Annotated in this window: 19 protein-coding genes; 4 read left to right on the forward strand and 15 right to left on the reverse strand. The window is 53.9% G+C overall.

Annotated elements, in window-relative coordinates; genetic code table 11:
* The first annotated feature begins 4 nt into the window (after window positions 1–4).
* On the forward strand, window positions 5–928 hold the full coding sequence (bla, locus tag ABDW36_RS01485) for a class A beta-lactamase, subclass A2 (RefSeq protein WP_343700107.1): 924 nt from the start codon (window positions 5–7) through the stop codon (window positions 926–928).
* A 48-nt stretch (window positions 929–976) separates the two neighbouring features.
* On the opposite strand, the gene ABDW36_RS01490 is transcribed toward bla, so the two are convergent.
* The 9 genes from ABDW36_RS01490 to ABDW36_RS01530 form a co-directional block, all read right to left on the reverse strand.
* Complete coding sequence (locus ABDW36_RS01490; RefSeq protein WP_343700108.1) at window positions 977–2,176, reverse strand: DUF1501 domain-containing protein; 1,200 nt, start codon at window positions 2,174–2,176, stop codon at window positions 977–979.
* A 16-nt stretch (window positions 2,177–2,192) separates the two neighbouring features.
* On the reverse strand, window positions 2,193–3,638 hold the full coding sequence (locus tag ABDW36_RS01495; protein WP_343700109.1) for a DUF1800 domain-containing protein: 1,446 nt from the start codon (window positions 3,636–3,638) through the stop codon (window positions 2,193–2,195).
* Window positions 3,639–3,764: 126 nt separating this feature from the next.
* The gene (locus ABDW36_RS01500; RefSeq protein ID WP_343700110.1) at window positions 3,765–4,841 is read right to left on the reverse strand and encodes a HesA/MoeB/ThiF family protein; all 1,077 of its coding nucleotides are present in this window, start codon (window positions 4,839–4,841) and stop codon (window positions 3,765–3,767) included.
* Between the two features lie 10 nt (window positions 4,842–4,851).
* The gene (locus ABDW36_RS01505; protein ID WP_343700111.1) at window positions 4,852–5,895 is read right to left on the reverse strand and encodes a M48 family metallopeptidase; all 1,044 of its coding nucleotides are present in this window, start codon (window positions 5,893–5,895) and stop codon (window positions 4,852–4,854) included.
* Window positions 5,895–6,443 (reverse strand): GNAT family N-acetyltransferase, encoded by a 549-nt coding sequence (locus ABDW36_RS01510; RefSeq protein WP_343700112.1) that lies wholly within the window; start codon window positions 6,441–6,443, stop codon window positions 5,895–5,897. The genes ABDW36_RS01505 and ABDW36_RS01510 overlap by 1 nt, the downstream gene beginning before the upstream one ends.
* 61 nt (window positions 6,444–6,504) lie before the next feature.
* Window positions 6,505–6,801 (reverse strand): cytochrome c, encoded by a 297-nt coding sequence (locus ABDW36_RS01515; RefSeq protein WP_343700113.1) that lies wholly within the window; start codon window positions 6,799–6,801, stop codon window positions 6,505–6,507.
* 101 nt (window positions 6,802–6,902) lie between these two features.
* Entirely contained in the window at window positions 6,903–8,183 is a 1,281-nt protein-coding gene (gene serS / locus ABDW36_RS01520) for a serine--tRNA ligase (protein WP_343700114.1), read from the reverse strand.
* A 43-nt stretch (window positions 8,184–8,226) separates the two neighbouring features.
* Window positions 8,227–9,897 carry an NAD+ synthase gene (locus tag ABDW36_RS01525; RefSeq protein ID WP_343700115.1) on the reverse strand — a complete coding sequence of 557 codons (1,671 nt, stop codon included), beginning with the start codon at window positions 9,895–9,897 and terminating at the stop codon, window positions 8,227–8,229.
* Window positions 9,898–9,947: 50 nt separating this feature from the next.
* Entirely contained in the window at window positions 9,948–10,673 is a 726-nt protein-coding gene (locus tag ABDW36_RS01530; protein WP_343700116.1) for a porin family protein, read from the reverse strand.
* A 20-nt stretch (window positions 10,674–10,693) separates the two neighbouring features.
* Here ABDW36_RS01530 and ABDW36_RS01535 point away from each other — a divergent pair, with 20 nt between their 5' ends.
* On the forward strand, window positions 10,694–11,725 hold the full coding sequence (locus ABDW36_RS01535) for a hypothetical protein (RefSeq protein ID WP_343700117.1): 1,032 nt from the start codon (window positions 10,694–10,696) through the stop codon (window positions 11,723–11,725).
* Window positions 11,726–11,783: 58 nt separating this feature from the next.
* On the opposite strand, the gene apaG is transcribed toward ABDW36_RS01535, so the two are convergent.
* The 5 genes from apaG to ABDW36_RS01560 all read right to left on the reverse strand — a co-directional run bounded on the left by apaG (window position 11,784) and on the right by ABDW36_RS01560 (window position 14,571).
* On the reverse strand, window positions 11,784–12,170 hold the full coding sequence (apaG, locus tag ABDW36_RS01540; RefSeq protein WP_120517400.1) for a Co2+/Mg2+ efflux protein ApaG: 387 nt from the start codon (window positions 12,168–12,170) through the stop codon (window positions 11,784–11,786).
* A gap of 157 nt (window positions 12,171–12,327) precedes the next feature.
* Window positions 12,328–12,654, reverse strand: coding sequence for a DUF4157 domain-containing protein (locus tag ABDW36_RS01545; RefSeq protein WP_343700118.1), 327 nt, complete (start codon window positions 12,652–12,654; stop codon window positions 12,328–12,330).
* A gap of 12 nt (window positions 12,655–12,666) precedes the next feature.
* Window positions 12,667–13,599: a DUF5777 family beta-barrel protein gene (locus tag ABDW36_RS01550; RefSeq protein ID WP_343700119.1), complete on the reverse strand. Its 933-nt coding sequence runs from the start codon at window positions 13,597–13,599 to the stop codon at window positions 12,667–12,669.
* 6 nt (window positions 13,600–13,605) lie between these two features.
* Window positions 13,606–14,151 (reverse strand): YceI family protein, encoded by a 546-nt coding sequence (locus tag ABDW36_RS01555; RefSeq protein WP_343700120.1) that lies wholly within the window; start codon window positions 14,149–14,151, stop codon window positions 13,606–13,608.
* A 45-nt stretch (window positions 14,152–14,196) separates the two neighbouring features.
* The gene (locus tag ABDW36_RS01560; RefSeq protein ID WP_343700121.1) at window positions 14,197–14,571 is read right to left on the reverse strand and encodes a hypothetical protein; all 375 of its coding nucleotides are present in this window, start codon (window positions 14,569–14,571) and stop codon (window positions 14,197–14,199) included.
* Between the two features lie 101 nt (window positions 14,572–14,672).
* Between ABDW36_RS01560 and murF the strand changes: the two genes are divergently transcribed.
* Window positions 14,673–15,962, forward strand: a complete 1,290-nt coding sequence (gene murF / locus ABDW36_RS01565) for a UDP-N-acetylmuramoyl-tripeptide--D-alanyl-D-alanine ligase (protein ID WP_343700122.1) — start codon at window positions 14,673–14,675, stop codon at window positions 15,960–15,962.
* A gap of 326 nt (window positions 15,963–16,288) precedes the next feature.
* Here the strand turns inward: murF and mce are convergent, their stop codons facing one another.
* Window positions 16,289–16,696 (reverse strand): methylmalonyl-CoA epimerase, encoded by a 408-nt coding sequence (gene mce / locus ABDW36_RS01570; RefSeq protein WP_343700123.1) that lies wholly within the window; start codon window positions 16,694–16,696, stop codon window positions 16,289–16,291.
* 98 nt (window positions 16,697–16,794) lie between these two features.
* Between mce and ABDW36_RS01575 the strand changes: the two genes are divergently transcribed.
* Window positions 16,795–17,991, forward strand: a complete 1,197-nt coding sequence (locus ABDW36_RS01575) for an aminotransferase class V-fold PLP-dependent enzyme (RefSeq protein ID WP_343700124.1) — start codon at window positions 16,795–16,797, stop codon at window positions 17,989–17,991.
* The last annotated feature ends 16 nt before the right edge of the window (window positions 17,992–18,007 follow it).

Genomic DNA, 18,007 nt, shown 5'->3' on the forward strand with positions numbered 1-18,007 from the left:
AGGTATGAAATATACATTGATATCGGCGGTAGTGGTGTGCATGATGGCCACCGCGGCCTGCCAGCAGGCGGCCACAGGCAGTGGTTACACAGAAGACTCCCTCTACCGGCAAATTGCCGGTATTGCCGAAGCGGCCGGCGGAGAGGTGGGCGTGGCAGCCCGCAACCTCAACGGCGGGCCCCTGCTCCAGTACCGTGACAGTGTGCGTTACCCGATGCACAGCGTATTCAAGTTTCCCATTGCCATGGCCATTCTGCACCAGGTAGACGAAGGCAAGCTGCAATTGCACCAGCCCATTTACATTCCCCGGAAATGGATGGTGCCCGACACTTGGAGCCCGCTGCGGGACTCATTCCCCAAAGGCAATGTAGACAGGCCGCTGTCTGAACTGCTGGCGCTGATGGTATCCCAAAGCGATAATATTGCCTGTGACATATTGATAGACCTGGCCGGCGGCGAAGCGGCCATTAATGATTATGTGCACAGCCTTGGCATAACAAACATCAATATTGCCGCCAGCGAAGCCAAGATGGCCTCCGCCTGGGACGTGCAGTTCACCAACTGGGCATACCCCTCCGCCATAGTGGAGCTGCTGGACGTGCTCAACAAAGGCACCGTGCTTACCAAAACCAGCAATGATTTTCTCTGGAAGATCATGACGGCCACCACCACCGGCCCCAAACGCATCAAAGGGCTATTGCCGCCGGATGTGGTAGTGGCGCATAAAACGGGCACTTCCGGCACACGTGACGGTGTAAGCAGCGCCACCAACGATGCCGGGATTATTTTTATGCCTGACGGGCAAAAACTCGCCATTACGGTGTTTGTAACCAATTCGCGGGCAGATGAGGCCACCAGGGAAGGAGTGATAGCAAAGATCACGAAGCTGATCTATGATTATGAGCTGCAGCGGCCCAAAGTGAAATAACTGCTTCAAACAAAACGGGCTGGTCTTGTATGGCCAGCCCGTTTCGATCTAAATAAAATTCAGGTACTCGTACTGTTGCTTCAAAATAGCCTGATCATCCGCCCCCAGCCATTTCTTCAGCAGGGTGGCATACACGTTCTTGAAATCTACCTTGTACTGCAGGTCGCCGTCCTTGAGATCTTGCAGGTCTGGCCCCTCATTGAGCACGCCTTGCTGCTTCAGGCCACCGCCTATCAGGAACATGTTGTTGGCCGTACCATGGTCTGTACCGCCGCTGGCATTTTGCCCCACACGGCGCCCGAATTCGGAGAAGGTCATCACCAGTACGTCCTGGAAGCGGTTATTCTTTTTCAGGTCTGTGGTGAAAGCCTGCAATGAATCGCTCAGCTGCTCAAACAGGCGCTGCTGCTGGTTCTGCTGGCCTACGTGGGTATCAAAGCTGCCGTGAGATACGTAGTATACGGAAGTATTGATGTCTGTCATGATCAGCTCTGCAATGGTTTTCATGTTTTTGCCCAGCTCCGTCTGAGGGTAGCGTTCCTTGCTCTTGTAGGTCTTGAACTGCTGCTGGATGTAGGCGGCAGACGAAATGGTTTCCGCCATGGTTTTGTAGAGGTAGTCTACATTCTGGTGCTCTTCATCGTGCTTTTTCTTTGCCAGCAGTTCTTTGAAGTACCGGTCATTGCTGGCGCCGAACAAACGCTGCGGGTCTGTAAGCGCAAGGCCTTTCACCGCGTCTCCTTTCAGGGCAAGACTTAATGTATCGTCTATTTCCAGCGCCTGCGTGGGTTTGTCGCAGCCCTTGCATTGTGCGTCCAGGTAACGGCCCAGCCAGCCGGTGTTCCAGTAATCTTTAGACTCGCTGGCGCTTTGCCAGATGTCCATGGAGCGGAAGTGAGAACGGTCGGGGTTGGGATATCCCACGCTGTTGAGCACGCCCAGTGAGCCATCGTCATACAGCGCTTTGAAGCTCTTCAGCGCGGGGTGAATGCCCAGCTCGTCATTGAGGGAGAGGGCGGCTTCGCGTTTGATGCCCAGGGTGGGGCGCATCTTGTAATAAATATCGTTCCGGTAAGGGATCACGGTATTCAAACCATCGTTACCGCCAGACAATTGCACTACCACCAGCACTTTGTTGCCGGGAGGAACCAATTCGCCCTTTTCCATGGCTTTCAGGAATTTCGGCAGCATCAGGCTGGCTGAAGCGAGGGTGCCTACTTGTAAAAAACGGCGTCTGTGAATCAGCATTGTAATAAAATTTCGTTTAACACAATTGGTATTCCGGCGTGCTCATTACGTCAATGGTCACGGTTTTGATATAGTTTTCACGGGTGGAGCTGTCTGAATATTTTTCCAGCAGTTCCTTGTTAACCGATGTATTTTTCAGCAGGAGAGACTGAACTATCTGCTCTGCCAGCTGCTCACGCGGTACGTCCTTGAAAGCGGCCAGGTAAGGCGCCCAGTCTACGTTCGCATTCACCCGGCGGGCGTATTGTTTTTTCAGGAACTCGTTTACCTGCATGGTCATTTTATAGTTCTGCCCTTCACCCATTTCAGGCGTGATCTCTTTGGGGCGGATGTTGAACTCCTGGGAGTATAAAATGATCTGGGGTACTCGCATGCGGAACATCAGGCTGGAGCTGTCTATCCAGGAGCGGCCGCCTGCCCAGCCGGCTACGTTGGGCGGGTAAAACAGCACCTGCCCCATCACCCGCTGAAACACCAGCATGGCCTCTTCCTGCTCAAACTGCATGGGCACTGTTTTGCGCAGGCCCACCAGCAGCTCTACCGGAGATTTGATGCGGTTGCCGACGTTGCGTTCGTCATAAAACCAGTCGGAAAGGAAAATTTCCTGCATCAGCGCGCGCAGGTCGTACCCGGAACCATAGAACTTGTCTGCCAGCTTGCTGATGATTGCTTCATCCGGCTCCTCGTTCACGAAATACTTGTAGATCTTGGTGGTGATGTATTTGGCGGTCTGCTTTTGCTCCAATAATATCTTGATCACATCGTCTCCCTGGAAATTACCTGTTTTGCCCAGGATGGTTTTGCTGCCTTCATCATGCAGGTTCTTGCGGAACCTGAACTGGCCCATTTCATCATACCCCCAGCCTGTAAAGGCACGCGCAGCCTCCTTGATATCCTTTTCCGTATAGTTGCCGCGGCCCATGGTAAACAGCTCCATCACCTCCCGTGCAAAGTTCTCATTGGGGCGCTGCTTGCGGTTCTGCTGGTTGTTGAGAAAGGCCAGCATGGCGGGGGTTTTGGATACCTCGGTGAGCAGGGTGCCGAAGTTGCCCAGCCCGTGTTCCCTCACTACCTGCAGCAATTGCTGGTTGAACAGCACATTCTGCGTACGGCAGGCAAAATGCCCGTGCCAGAACAGCGCCATTTTTTCCCGTAGCGGGTGCTGGCTGTTGATCATGGCGTGAGACCATAAAACGTTCAGGTCTTTGATGCCGTCAGTATTCATTTTTTGCACCATCCTTCGTTCTTCCGCGCCCATTTGGCGGATGCGGCGGTAGTCAGGCAGGTCTGTTTCATCCACTACTTTCACAGCTTCGGGCCCGGCTTGCGGCCCCATGATAATTTTGCGCACTACCTCTTTGCGCCTTTTTTTTGACCATGCGTGAATAACCAGCGGGTTTTCCCCGAAACCGGCTCTCCACCCCAGGTGTTGTAGTTGTTTGTGCTCGGGAACAGCAGCCATAAAAGAAAAATTTAAGGTAAGACGGTCATATAAAAGGAAAGTTTAAATGGTATGATGACCGTTCATCACAAAAGGTACAAAATTCATTCCATTGCACGAAGCGGGGCATACGGGAACGGCAAACAGCTAGTACGTTTCCATGCTGTCGTCTATCTCTACCGCCCAGGCGTGTATGCCGCCGGTAACATTGTACACATTGGAGAACCCGTTCTGCAACAGCAGTTCCGCTATGGTGCGGCTGCGCATTCCATGGTGGCAGATTATAGCAAGGGGTTTCTGGCGGGGCAGGCCGGTCATAGCGGCTTCCACCCGGCGCATGGGAATGTGCAGGGAACCTTCAATATGGCAAACATCCCATTCCTCTTTTTCCCGCACGTCCAGCAATTGAAAATCCTGGCCTTCCTGCAGCCATTGCTGCAGTTCCTGCACGCTGAGAGACTCCACCTGCCGGGCTTCGCAGGCCGTATCTTCATAACTCTCCTGCAGCTTGCTGATGCGGAGGTTTTCCGCCACCGGCTGGAAGGTGAACACCTGGTGGGTATTATCAAGAATATTGATGGCCAGCAGCTGGTTGGCCAAAGGCTCCCCTATGCCGCAGATCACTTTCACCACTTCATTGGCCTGGTAGCAGCCTATGATGCCGGGCAGCACGCCCAGCACACCTACCGTATTACAATCAGGCGCAACGCCCGGCTCCGGGAAGAGGCAGCGGTAAGAGGCGCTGCCCTTATAATTGAATACGCTCACCTGGCCCTCAAAGCCGTAAATGGCGCCATATACCAGGGGCTTGCCCAGTATCACGCAGGCATCACTTACCAGGTAGCGGGTGGCAAAGTTATCTGAACAGTCTGCCACCACATCATAACCGGCCATCATGTCCAGCGCATTGGCGGGTGTGATGAAGGTAGGGTGCGGTACAAAAGAAACTTCAGGGTTCTGCAGGGCCAGCCGCTCAATGGCTACGTCCAGTTTGGGTTTGCCGGCGTCTTGCGTTTGGTAGAGCACCTGGCGGTGCAGGTTGGTAACGGATATTTTATCTGCTTCGGCAATGCCCAGCTTGCCCACGCCCATGGCCGCCAGGTATTGCAGCACGGGTACGCCCAGGCCGCCCGCGCCAATTACCAGCACGGCGGCCTTTTTCAACTGCTCTTGTTTTGCAGGGCCAAAACCATTGAGGCGTATTTGCCTGTCATATCTGTTCATACTGCACGGTTTAATTTGTTTTTATCTGTTTCCAGAGGCTTTCCAGCGCAGCCGGTGTGGCAAGGGTGGTGTCTCCTTTCAGCGCTTCCTGTACATATCGGATGCGGTTGTCGAGATCAGGATGGCTGCTGAGCCATTCTGAAGGCGCGGCGCCGCTTTCTTTCTTGAGGGTGCCGAACAGCCAGATGTAACCTTGGCCGTTGATCCGGCGGGCATGCAGCAATTGCAGGCCGTTGAGGTCGGCTTCTTTTTCCAGCCGGCGGGAGTATTCCAGCCCTTTCAGTTCATGCGCATTTTGCACCAGCACGGCCTCTACACCGGTAAGGTCTCCAAACAGCATGCTGGCCAGCGCATAGGTGCCCAGGCTTTGCAGCAGCGAGCGCGTAGTATGCCGTAACTCCACGTGAGAGTACTCATGCGCCAGCAATGCGGCCAGCTCTTCCGGGTGCTGCATTTGCCGCAGCAGCCCGCTGAACACTACAATGTGGCCGCCGGGTACGGCAAAAGCGTTGGTTTGCGCTTCGTTTACCACCGTAATGGAGACCGGGTATTTCGACGGGATACGGAGCGTTCTGAAAAAACTGTCTACCAGCGCCGTTTCCCCGGGCATTACCTTGAACTCCCCTATCATGGCCTGGTAGGCCTTTTCTCCAAACTTCACCTCATACTCCACCGGCAGGGATTTGGCCATGCGCCCTGCCAGGTACGGTACCAGCCAGAAATAGGCCAGGGCCAGCAGAGCCAGTACTGCCACCATGGCGCCTCCCACCGCTATTGCCACCGCCGGCACACCGCGGCGCCGTGGCTTTTTCATTTGCCGCGCCACTGTTTCCCGGAACTCAAAAGAAGGCACTTTCAGGGTTTGCAGGGGTTGGCCGGTATGGTGCAGCGCATGGTCTCCCTGCACTACATTGTACCAATACCAGTACACTGCCCGCGGGTTGCCGTGCTGGTCCCGCAGGTGTATCTCTATTCGTTTATCCGTAACTGTTACCAGGCATTTCTGTGCATTATCAGGCTGGCCGTAGCTGTATGTTCCCTCATAAGTTTTCATTAGTGTACAGGTTTGATCTGTTTGCTCATGGCCACCAGGTCTACCAGCCGGCCGTCTGGCTGGCGGATGCCGTTGGGTATGCGGCCGTGCTCGGTAAAGTTAAAGTTACGGTAGAGCTGAATGGCCCTTTCGTTGGTGGCCAGCACTTCAAAATGTATGATCGCAATTTTGGGATGGGCCTCCGCCCAGCGGATGGCGGCTGTAAGCAGCCGGCGGCCGATGCCCATGTTCCAGTAGCTGTGCAGCACGCCAATGCCCAGCATGGCGCGGTGATGCTGCTTTACAAAATTGCCCTGGTTGAGGCTTACGCTGCCTACCACTTCGCCCTCCACATCTGCTACCAGGAAGAGATGATCAGGGTGCTGCAGGTAAGATTGTATGAAACTTTCTTCCTTCTTCAGGTCAAATGTTTGAGCTTCCTGCGGGGTATAAAGGAGAAAATCCGTTTCCCGGGTCAGCTGCTGGAAACATTTCAGGCAGGCCGCCGCGTCAGCTACCTGCGGGCGGCGGATCACCAGTTGTTTGCCATTTGGAAGGAAGTGAAGCATTGTTACAAATATAAAAAAAGGCGGCCGAAGAAGCCGCCTGTACAATTTTGTCAAGACATGCTCAGGACGCTTTGGCGTGTTTGGTCACAAAAGCCAGCACCGCGGCTTTCTGATCTTCCGTGAGCTTTGCCTTGGGGGCCATTTTGTCTATCGTTTTCGGCCACTTCTCTGCCGTGCGGGTTTCCGGCAGGCGGTAACCATGGCACTTGGCACATTTGTCCCGGAAAACAGTTTTACCTTCAGAATCCTCATATTTTGCGAAGGCTTCCTCCACCTTTGCCGTATTGTTGGGGTTCAGCCCCGGAGAACAGGCCCACAGCAAGATGGCCATCAGAAAAACAGAAACGAGTGTTTTCATAATTTGCATATTTAAGACCTTAACAACAATAATAGTGCAAAAAATCAAAAAGCGTACAAGATTGCCTTGTACGCTTTAATATTTAATACGCCCTATTTCGTTTAGGCGTTGCTTATGCGGTCTTTTCCAAAGTACCGGTGCAGCACCTCCGGCAGCATAATGCCTTCGGCAGACTGGTTATTTTCCAGCAGGCAGGCCATGATACGCGGCAAGGCCAGGGAGCTGCCGTTCAGGGAGTGCAGCAGCTGGTTTTTGCCGTTGCTGTCTTTATACCTCGCCTTCATGCGGTTGGTCTGGTAGCTCTCAAAGTTGGATACGGAGCTTACCTCCAGCCATTTGTCCTGCGCGGCGGAGTATACCTCAAAATCATAGGTCTGGGCGGAAGCAAAGCCCATATCGCCGCCGCAGAGCAGCAAAATGCGGTAGGGCAGGCCCAGTGACTGGATGAGCTTTTCCACATGCGCCACCATTTCTTCCAGCACTGCGTAAGACTGCTCCGGTTTTACCAGCTGCACCAGCTCCACTTTCTCAAACTGGTGCAGGCGGTTGAGGCCCCTCACATCTTTACCGTAAGAACCGGCTTCGCGGCGGAAGCAGGGCGTGTAGGCCGTCATTTTCACCGGCAGGTCTGCTTCTTTCAGTATCTCGTCACGGTAAATATTGGTAACCGGCACTTCTGCCGTGGGTATGAGGTAAAAATTGTCTTCCGTCACAAAATACATCTGCCCTTCCTTGTCTGGCAACTGGCCGGTGCCGTAGGCGGAGGCTTCGTTCACGAGGTAGGGCGGCAGCATTTCGTCATAGCCGGCTGCTGTGTTAAAGTCCAGGAAGTAGCTGATCAGCGCGCGCTGCAAACGGGCGCCCTGTTTTTTGTACACGGGGAAGCCGCTGCCGGTGATCTTGTTGCCCAGCTCAAAGTCTATCAGGTCATATTGTTTGGCCAGGTCCCAGTGGGGCACGGCATTGCCGGGCAGCACCGGCTTCTGGCCGCCGCCTCTTACCTCCAGGTTGTCTTCCGGCGTTTTGCCTGCCGGCACCCGGGGGCCGGGCAGGTTGGGCAGCTTCACCAGGGTATCGTGCAGTGACTTTTCGGTGGCTATCAAAGATTCGTTAATAGGGCCCAGCGCCTGTTTGAGGGCGGCCACTTCCTGCTTGCGGGTCTCGGCGTCTGCCTTGCTGCCCGAAGCCATCAGCTTGCCTATCTCTTTGGAGGCGGTATTTATTTTTGCCTGTGTTTCGTCATAATCAAGTGTCAGTTTCCTGCGCTGATCGTCCAGCGCCAGCACTTCATCTACTACGGCTGCAGCATCCCTGAAATTTTTGATGCCGAGCCTTTCCAGTACCAGCTCTTTGTTCTGCCGGATAAATTGTACCTGTAACATGTAATTCCTGTTGAATTTGGACAAAGATAACGGGCTTATTCCCTTAACTCAAATATTTCCCTACAATAGGCACGCGGCGGCCTACGCCAAAAGCCTTTGACGATACGCGGATGATGGGGCAGAACTGGTTACGTTTGTACTCGTTGGTGTTCACCATTTTGAGGGTACGGGCCACCAGCGCGGCGTCAAAGCCCTGCGCCACAATTTCACGGGGGCCCTGGCGGCGCTCTATGTACTGGTACAGTATTCTGTCCAGCACGGCATAATCAGGCAGGCTGTCACTATCTTTCTGGTTGGGCCGCAGCTCCGCGGAGGGGGCCTTGTCTATAATATTCTGCGGGATGATGATTTTATGGCGGTTGATGTGCCGCGCCAGGGCGTATACCTGCATTTTATACAGGTCTCCCAGCACTGCCAGCCCGCCGGCCATATCTCCGTATAACGTGCCGTAGCCGGTAGACAGTTCACTTTTATTGGAGGTGTTCAGCAGGATGTACCCGAACTTGTTGGCCAGGCCCATGAGCAGGTTGCCCCTGATGCGAGACTGGGTGTTCTCCTCCGCTACATTGAACGGCAGGCCATGGAAGAACGGGTCGAGCGTATCCAGGAAACACTCGTAAATTTTGTTGATACGGATAATATCGAAGGGGTTTTCCAGGTTGCGGGAAAGCGCCACCGCGTCATCTACGGAGTGTTCTGTAGAATACGGGGAAGGCATGGCCACTGCGCGCACGTTGTCTTTTCCCAGCGCTTCCACGGCAAGGGCCAGGGTTACGGCGCTGTCTATGCCCCCGGAAGAGCCCAGGATGGCCTGTTTGAAGCCCATCTTGCCAAAGTAGTCACGGATGCCCAGGATGAGGGCTTCGTGTATGCGGTGGATGTTATGTTCAAATTCAAGCGCAACAATATCTGACGTGCCGGAAAACGGCACCACAGGGCCTTCTCCCGCCTTGGGGAGCGCATCCAGGTCTGCGCCGCCCATCGCCTCTTCAAAGAAGGGCAGTTGCTGCACAATGTTGCCCTGCGCGTCAAATATCATGGAGCCCCCGTCAAACACGATCTCCGTTTGTGAGCCTACCGTGTTGCAGTAATACATGGGCAGGCGGTATTTGCGCACGTTGGCGCGGATGATCTCTTTCCGGCTTTCGTCGTGATCATAGTCAAACGGGGAGGCAGACAGGTTGATCATCACATCCGGCTGCTGCTCCATCAGCTGGTCCATGGGGCATACACGGTAAAGGGGGTTGTCTCCCAGGTTCCAGATATCTTCACACACGGTTACCGCCAGCTTCCTGCCTTTAAAAGGCACTACTTTCCACTCATAGCCCGGCTCAAAATAACGGTGCTCGTCAAACACATCGTAGGTGGGCAGCAGGGTTTTGTGCACTACCTGCTGCACCTGGCCTTCATAGAGGAACCAGGCGGCGTTAAAAAGGTCTTTACCTTCCCGGAGGGGATTGCGGTGGGGGGCGCCCACCAGCACGGCGGTTTTATGGGTATAAGCCTTTATTTCATCTATAGCCGCGTAGCTTTTCGCAATAAAATCATCAAACTCCAGGAAGTCCCTGGGCGGGTACCCGCAGATGCATAGTTCAGAGAACACCACCAGCTCGGCGCCCTGCTGCTCCGCCTGCTGGATGGCGGCTATTATTTTGGCCGTATTCGCTTCAAAGTTGCCGATGTGGTAGTTCTGTTGGGCTAGGAAGATGTTCATCCGTCTGTTTTTATAATTGGCCGGTAGCCGGCCCTGCAAAGGTACGGGAGTTAAAAATAAACCCCCAGCCGCAGAATGAAATTGTTCATGTTCACCCGCCCGTCGTCCCACTTGCTGTTGCGCGTTACGTCTATAAAGCCGTTCTGGTAGTTGAAGCCTACCACGCCCACCAGCGTTTCCGTGAGGGGGTACTCTATGCCGCCGCCAATGATCATGCCGGCGCTGAGAGGGTTCACGTCTCGCAGCACGTCCTGTTTGTTAAAGGGCGTAAGGCCGCTGATCACATTGGCCCTGGCCCTCACCGGGAAGCCGGCAAAACCGCCGAACTGGCCCCATACGCCCAGGCCGTTTTGCGTGTCTGCCTTGAGGCGGAGGGTGAAAGGTATTTCGATGTAGGTGAGCCGGAGATCGTATTCGCTGGGGGCGTTTTTGAAAGCGGAAAGGCCTTTACCCGTTTCGTATTTCAGCACGCTGCCCATGGCGCTTACCTGCAGGCCGGAAGCCAGCGCGTAGTTGCCCTGGTCATCCAGGAAAAAATCGGCCATCACGCCGTAGCTGAAGTAGAACCGGCCGCTGTTGCGCTCTACGCCTTCTTCCTGCGGCCGCATCATGGAAGCGCCGGGGTCCAGCTTGAAACCGAAACGCATTTTACGCCCCGCCCTGTCAGACACACGCTCGCTGAGCGTTTGCGCCCGGGCGCTGATGGCTGTGGCGGTTAACAGGAACAGGAGGATGAAAGATTTCGATAATAAGCGGTGATGCAATATTTTTACCATTTCTAAAGTTTTAATAGGCGATGCAAAATTACCTGAAAAAATATATCCTGTACTGCATTTTATTCGCGGGCTGGCTGGCCGCCGGTTGCAACGCCGGGCCCAAAGTGCCGGATGTAAGCCATATTCCCATACAGGTAAAGATCGAACGGTTTGACGAACAACTTTTCCGGATAGACACTAATAACGTCATACAGGGCATTCAATTGTTGAATGACAGTTTCCCCGCTTTTACTCCCACTTATTTTTCACAGATACTGGGCCTGGGGCCGTTTTCGGATACCAGCGCGGCCATGGCCGAAGCAGTGCGCCGCTTTGTGGGCAATAAAGATTTCCGCGCGCTGCAAGACTCCGTGGAAGCGCATTTTGCCAACACCGCCCCGCTTGAGAAAGAGCTTACACAGGCGTTCCGCCTTGCCAAATATTACCTGCCGCAGTTTGAAGCGCCCAAGGTGGTCAGCTTCATTTCCGCCATCGGCAACTACGGCGCCGTAACGGTAGACTCCCTGGTGGGCATCGGGCTGGATATGCATATGGGCGCGGATTTCTCCATTTACCGCATGGTGCCAGACTACCCGGATTACATTGTAAGAAAATTCACCCCGGAGTACATTCCTGTAAATGTGATGAAGGTGCTGGAGCAGCATTATGCGCCGGAAGAAAAAGAAAGCGCCAAGCTGATGGAGCGCTTTGTCAGCCTGGGCAAACAGCAATATTTCCTGCAAATGACGTTGCCGGAAACGCCGGAACATATCAGGCTGGGCTATACGAAAGCACAGCTGGATTTTTGTGATGAGAACGAGCAGATGATCTGGCAATATTTTGTGCAGAACAAATTGTTATATACGGCAGACTGGCAGGAAGTAATGCGTTATACCGGAGAGGGCCCCAGTACCCAGGGGCTGCCAGGAGAGGCGCCGGGTCAGATAGGCGCCTATGTAGGTTACCGCATTGTGCAAACCTTCATGAAAAAACATCCTGACTATACACTGGAAAAGTTGATGAATATGCATGATGCCACCGCTATATTCAACGGCGCGAAGTACAGGCCCTAGCGGGTTGCTCTTTTGTAAGGAGCCGGTAAAATGTGGGAATGTTTCGTAATGGCCGGAATCAGTTCATTTTAAAGGGAACTACCATCTGGAACTCCGGGATCTTCACGTCGAACAGTTTTTTGTTCAACTGGTTCTCCATCTGGTAGGTGCCGTACATTTTGCCTATTTCCGTACGGAGGTTGGAACCGGAAACGTACTGATAACTTTCGTTGGGGGCCAGCAGCGGTTGTACGCCCACCACGCCCTCTCCCTCCACTTCACGGTGGGAGCCGTTAGAATCGATGATATACCAGTGGCGCCTTAGCAGCTTGATAGGAAACGTGTTGTTATTCTCAATGGTGATGCGGTAGGCAAACATGAACTCGCTGCCTATCGGATTGGAATAATCTGGCTGGTAGAATGTTTCCACGCTAATGGTGATGCCCTCAGTGACCTTCTTAACCATAGTGATCCGCCTTTAACGTAAAAATAAGGAAAATAACCGCGTTGTAACTTTTTTTTACAGGGCCGGTGCCGTTTTAACGATTCTTTAGGGTATCGGCCATGGGAGCGGCCCGGCGGGTATAGCAGGGAAAAACTGCCGGTATTGGCATGCCCCGGGCTCAGCTGATCTCCACCCCGTCCAGCTCCCCGGCGTTATGCTCCGCCAGCCGGGCGTCTTTTTCAAAGCGGTTGTTATAGTACCCTACCCGCATCCAGTCCGTCACGTACAGCCATAAAAAGCCCCAGAAGCCGTGCTGCTGATACTGCCTCACATGCCGCACTTCGTGCCGCACCCAGGCCTTGTTGGCCAGGAACTGCGCGCGGCTGGCGCCGTACAAATGGATCACCCGCCCGAAAACGATGGCTATATTGTCGCTTTTCATTTTCCAGGCGGCCAGCCGGGCAACGGCGGAATTTTCCTTGATTCGGCAGCGGATGGTGCTCATCCCTGCAATTTACTAATGCCCCAGTGAAAACCGGCGGGAAATGTTGAACCCCCAGCGGAACTGGCCCTGCAGCCAGGAGGTGGTGGTTTCCGGGATGAACTGGTTCTCCAGCGTGGCGGTAGAATTGGTGAAATTCAGGTGAAACACGTGGCCGCCGGTCTCTATTTCGAACCCTACGCCCAGCGGGTTGAAAAACTCGATGCCCTGCGTTTTGTAATAGTCTTTGCTGGCCTGGTCACGGAAGGGCACAAAATAGTCTACCACCAGGGCCACCCGCTTGCTGAACCGCAGGCGGCCGCCCACGCCCAGGGCAAACATGTTGTTCATGTCCATATACCCTACCCGGTTGCGGTGTACGTAAGAGGGCAGCAGCGCCAGGGAAACACGGTCTCCAAACTTTCGGGCCACCACCACCTGGGCGGTGTAGCTCATGCGGGAGCTGAACTTGTCGAAATAGCTGACGGCTTCCTTATCAGGACTGCTTTTCATGGAGGTGACCACCGCGTTGCCAAAGAGGGTAACGGCCAGGGGCACCCGGTTGTCCATTGTTTGCTGCAGCAGCTTGAATTTGCCCAGCACTTCATACAGCTGGGTAAAATGGCCGCTGCCCTTGGCGCGGCTCACGCCCGCGGTGAGACGGTCTGTAATGCCGTATTCAAACGCAATGCGGATGTCTGTTGAATTGTCTATACCAAAAAAAGTGGAGCTGCCGCCGTCTGCCCCGCCAATGTCTCCAAAGCGGTGCGCCACCCGGAAATCCAGGTCTCCGCGGGCCAGGGTCTCATTGCTTTGGGCATTGATGATGCGGGTGCTTTTAAAAGTTGCTATCACGGGGTCCCTCCGCACGGAATCTTTCCCGAAAATAGCGCCCAGGTCTTCCTGCGCCATGGCCGCGGGAGCTATGAGCAGGAGGGCTGACAGGATGCGCATCTGCATATGTTTCATGTAAGTTTATTTGACAGGTTGATAGTCTGCGTTCACGCTTACCTCCACTACTTCCGCAATGTTCTTCACCACCAGCGTGGGTATTTTGATCTTGTGGTCTGCCACGCTGACATTGAATTTGGCCGTGGCGTTTATTTTCCCGTTCTGTACGGTAACGGTGCCTTTTTCCCGGTAATTTTTCGTCACGCCGTGAATGTTCAGCGCGCCTTCTACCGTAACAGGATAAGTACCATTCCTGGTAAGGTCCACCTCTTCCAGTATTTTCCCCTTGAACTCTGCATACGGGTACTTGTCGCTTTCCAGGTAATTTTCATTAAAGTGCTCCTGCATCAGTTTCTTTTTGAACTGGAAGGTGTTGATGGGCACTTTAAAGTAGACGGCCTTTGTTTTTATATTGATGGCTGACGCGCCCTGGCTGGTTTTGGCCTCAATATCTTCCAGCGGTGCGGAAGAGAAGAAGCTCAGCGTGGCATTGCGGCAGGAGTATACATCCTGGGCGGCCAGGCGGCCAAAAACAAGAAGGGCAACGGCCAGGCTAAACAATTGTTTCATCTGCAAGTGATTTGAGTGGTCTGGATGTTTTGCGTTCTTTTCCCGTCAGTCCGGCATTCCCTTGTCTACCCAGCAGGCAATAGAATCCCGCGTGGCGGGAGACAGCGGGGGATAGCCCGTGAACTGCGGCATATCTGCCGTAGGGCCGGTTACCCGCAGGCGCCAGTTGGAGCCGTTGGCATGGATGTAAGTTTTCAGTTTGGCCAGGGTAGAAAAATCTGCCACCAGCGGAGAGCTGCCGCCGGGGTGGCAACTGCGGTTGGTGCAGTTTTGCTGAATGATAGCATAGATCCGCGCACTGGTGACCACCGTGCTTTCACAACTGACGCTGGTGCCCGGCTTTGGCGCCTGCTCCGAAGTACAGGCCACATAGCCGGCGCAGCACATCAGCACGCCCATGCCGGTCAGAAATGATTTCATACATTGAGTTTTCATAGGGTTGTATACGCACCTGCAAAATAAACAGTTGCCTGTTTCGAAAGATAATAAAGAAAATGAGGGATTCCATTCCTTATTTTTGCATGCAAACATTTTCTGCCGTGAATATTGAACAGCTATATCAACACTACCTGGCCCATCCTTCCGTGCAAACGGATACCCGCAAACTGCAGCCCGGCGATGTTTTTTTTGCATTGCGCGGGCCCAACTTCAATGGTAACCAGTACGCCGCGGCCGCGCTGGAAGCCGGCGCCTCCCTGGCCGTGATAGATGACCCGGCGTTCCATACCGTACCGGAAAAAATGATGCTCGTCACCGACGTGCTGCACACCCTGCAGCAACTGGCGCGGCGCCACCGGCAGCAATTTGATATTCCTTTCATAGCCATCACCGGCACTAACGGTAAAACCACTACGAAAGAAATGGTGCGTACCGTACTGGGCTCACAGTACCGTACCTACGCCACGGCAGGCAATCTCAATAACCACATTGGCGTACCGCTTACCCTGCTGGGCATACCCGCCAACGCGGAAATGGCGGTGATAGAAATGGGCGCCAACCACCAGCGGGAAATTGCCGGGTATTGTACTGTGGCCCTGCCTACCCACGGCCTTATCACCAACATCGGCAAGGCCCACCTGGAAGGCTTTGGCGGCGAAGAGGGCGTGCGCAAAGCGAAGGGCGAACTGTACGATTACCTCCGGGATAACGGGGGCACCGCTTTTGTTTGTGCAGACTATCCCTACCTGCTTGACATGAGCAAGGGCATTCCCCAGGTAGTGACTTACGGCAGTGAAGCGGCTGATTATACCGGCAAGCCGGCGGCAGGCAGCGCCCTGCTGGAACTGGGCACAGAGCAGACCGGCCCTGTACATACCCGGCTGGTTGGAGGCTATAACTTCCCCAATGTGATGGCCGCCATTGCCATAGGCCTGCATTTTGGCGTACCGGCCGCAAAAATAAAAACGGCCATTGAAGCCTATGTGCCCTCCAATAACCGCTCACAGATAGAAAAAAGGGGCAGCAATACGTTCATTATGGACGCCTACAATGCCAATCCCTCCAGCATGAAGGCCGCTGTGGAAAACTTTGCGGCAATAAATGCCCCCCAAAAGGTGTTATTATTAGGAGCTATGAAAGAACTGGGGGAAGACAGCGAAAAAGAGCACCAGGCATTGGCAGACCTGCTGCAAAAACAGCACTGGAAGGCCGTAGTGCTGGTAGGCCCTGAGTTTGAGAAGGTCAGCCACCCGTACATCTTTATGAAAACAGCCGATGACGCCAAAAAATGGCTGGAGCAGCAGGGGTTTGAAAACACACATATCCTGGTAAAAGGTTCCCGCAGCGTAGGCATGGAAAAAGTACTGCCATAAAAAAATAAACCTGCGAGTTAAAAAACTCACAGGTTTTCATAACCTATGCCAACTTTAGAGTATCTTAAAAGCCACAGGCTTGCATTTTCTGATGATAGTAAGGCATCCTTACTGGCCCTTACTCCTATATCAACGCGCAACTAAATAAAAGGTTTAACCCGTTGAATATTTTTTTCAGGATTATTTCGGGGCCTTATAATTTTTATTGTTTTTGAACGCGGGAGCTTCAGGCCGAAGGCGCAAACGAACAATCTTCCAGCCGCTACAGTGGTGTTTCAAGTAGTTGATTTACAGTCTCTATCCCGGTATTGCTGTGGGCGGCAACATCACTGGCCTGGCCTTTCCTGGGTAAGCTCTACCAGTATGCCGTTGGTGCCTTTGGGGTGCAGGAAACAAACAAGCTTGTTATCCGCTCCGGGTTTCGGCGCCGCATTGATCAGTTCAAACCCCTCTTCCTTCAGCCGCTCCATTTCCGCAAAAATATCTGTTACCTCAAAGGCTATATGATGCATGCCTTCCCCTTTTTTCTCAATAAACCGGGCAATAGCGCTGCTCTCCGTACTGGCTTCCAGCAGTTCTATTTTAGATTCTCCCTGCCTGAAAAACGCCGTGGTAACGCCCTCAGATGCCACTTCCTCCGTTTTGTAACAAGGGGTGTTGAGCAGTTTTTCAAAAAGGGGGATGGCGGTGGCCAGTGATTTTACGGCAATGCCGATATGTTCCACTTTCAACATAGATCTGACAATTGGGTTATAGATGCAATTGATGGCCCCATCAACGGTTCCAATCGGCTGCACGGGTAAAAATAGAACATATATCGTAATTTTGTGGGATGCTGCAGTTGCCTGTTTACCTGGATAATAATGCCACCACCCGCTGCGATCCGCGCGTAGTGGAGGCCATGTTGCCCTTTTTTACGGAGCACTACGGCAATGCCGCCTCCCGCACCCACCGTTACGGCTGGGCGGCAGAAGAAGCGGTAGACCTGGCGCGGGAGCAGGCGGCCCACCTGGCCGGCGCCGTTAAACAGGAGATCGTTTTCACTTCAGGCGCCACAGAAGCCATCAACCTGGCCATCAAGGGGGTGTTTGAAGCATATGCGGCAAAAGGCCGCCATATCATTACGGTTGAAACGGAACATAAAGCGGTGCTGGACACCTGCCGGCATCTTGAAAAACTGGGCGCGTCCGTCACTTTGCTCAAAGTGGACGGGCGGGGCCTGATAGACCTCGCCGCGCTGGAAGCGGCTATCACCCCGCAAACCATACTGGTATGCGTGATGTATGCCAACAATGAAACCGGGGTGATACAGCCCATCCGCGCCATCAGTGACATTACCCGGCGCCATGGCGTATTGCTGATGACAGACGCCACCCAGGCCATGGGCAAAATTCCCGTGAACGTGGAGTCAGACGGTATAGACCTGATGGCCTTCAGCGCACATAAAATGCACGGCCCTAAAGGCGCAGGCGCGCTGTATGTACGCCGCAGGCAGCCGCGGGTAAGGCTGGCGGCCCAGATAGACGGGGGCGGGCATGAAAGGGGCATGCGCTCCGGCACGCTGAACGTACCGGGTATTGCCGGCCTGGGAAAAGCCTGCGAGCTGGCGGGTGCCGAAATGGCAGTTAACAGCCCGCGCATGGCCGCCCTGCGGGACCGCCTCGAAAAAGGCCTGCTGGCCCTGGAAGCCACCTCAGTAAACGGCTCCACCGGATACCGGCTGCCCAATGTGACCAATATTGCCTTTGGTTACACGGAGGGAAATGCCCTGCTGACCGCGCTAAACCGGGATATTGCCGTATCTTCGGGATCAGCCTGCACCTCCGCCCTGCCGGAGCCCAGCCATGTACTGACAGCTATGGGGCTGGAAGAGGAACTGGCACATTCTTCGCTGAGGTTCAGTGTAAGCCGTTTTACCACCGAGGAGGAGATAGATCACGCCATCCGGTCGGTAACAGCAGTGGTGGAAATGCAGCGGAAACTGAGAATTGACATGCCGCCAGCTGCGGCCACACAAGGAAAGCAATAAACTGACATCTAATAAT

The organism is Chitinophaga sp., from assembly GCF_039596455.1.
Lineage (GTDB): Bacteria > Bacteroidota > Bacteroidia > Chitinophagales > Chitinophagaceae > Chitinophaga.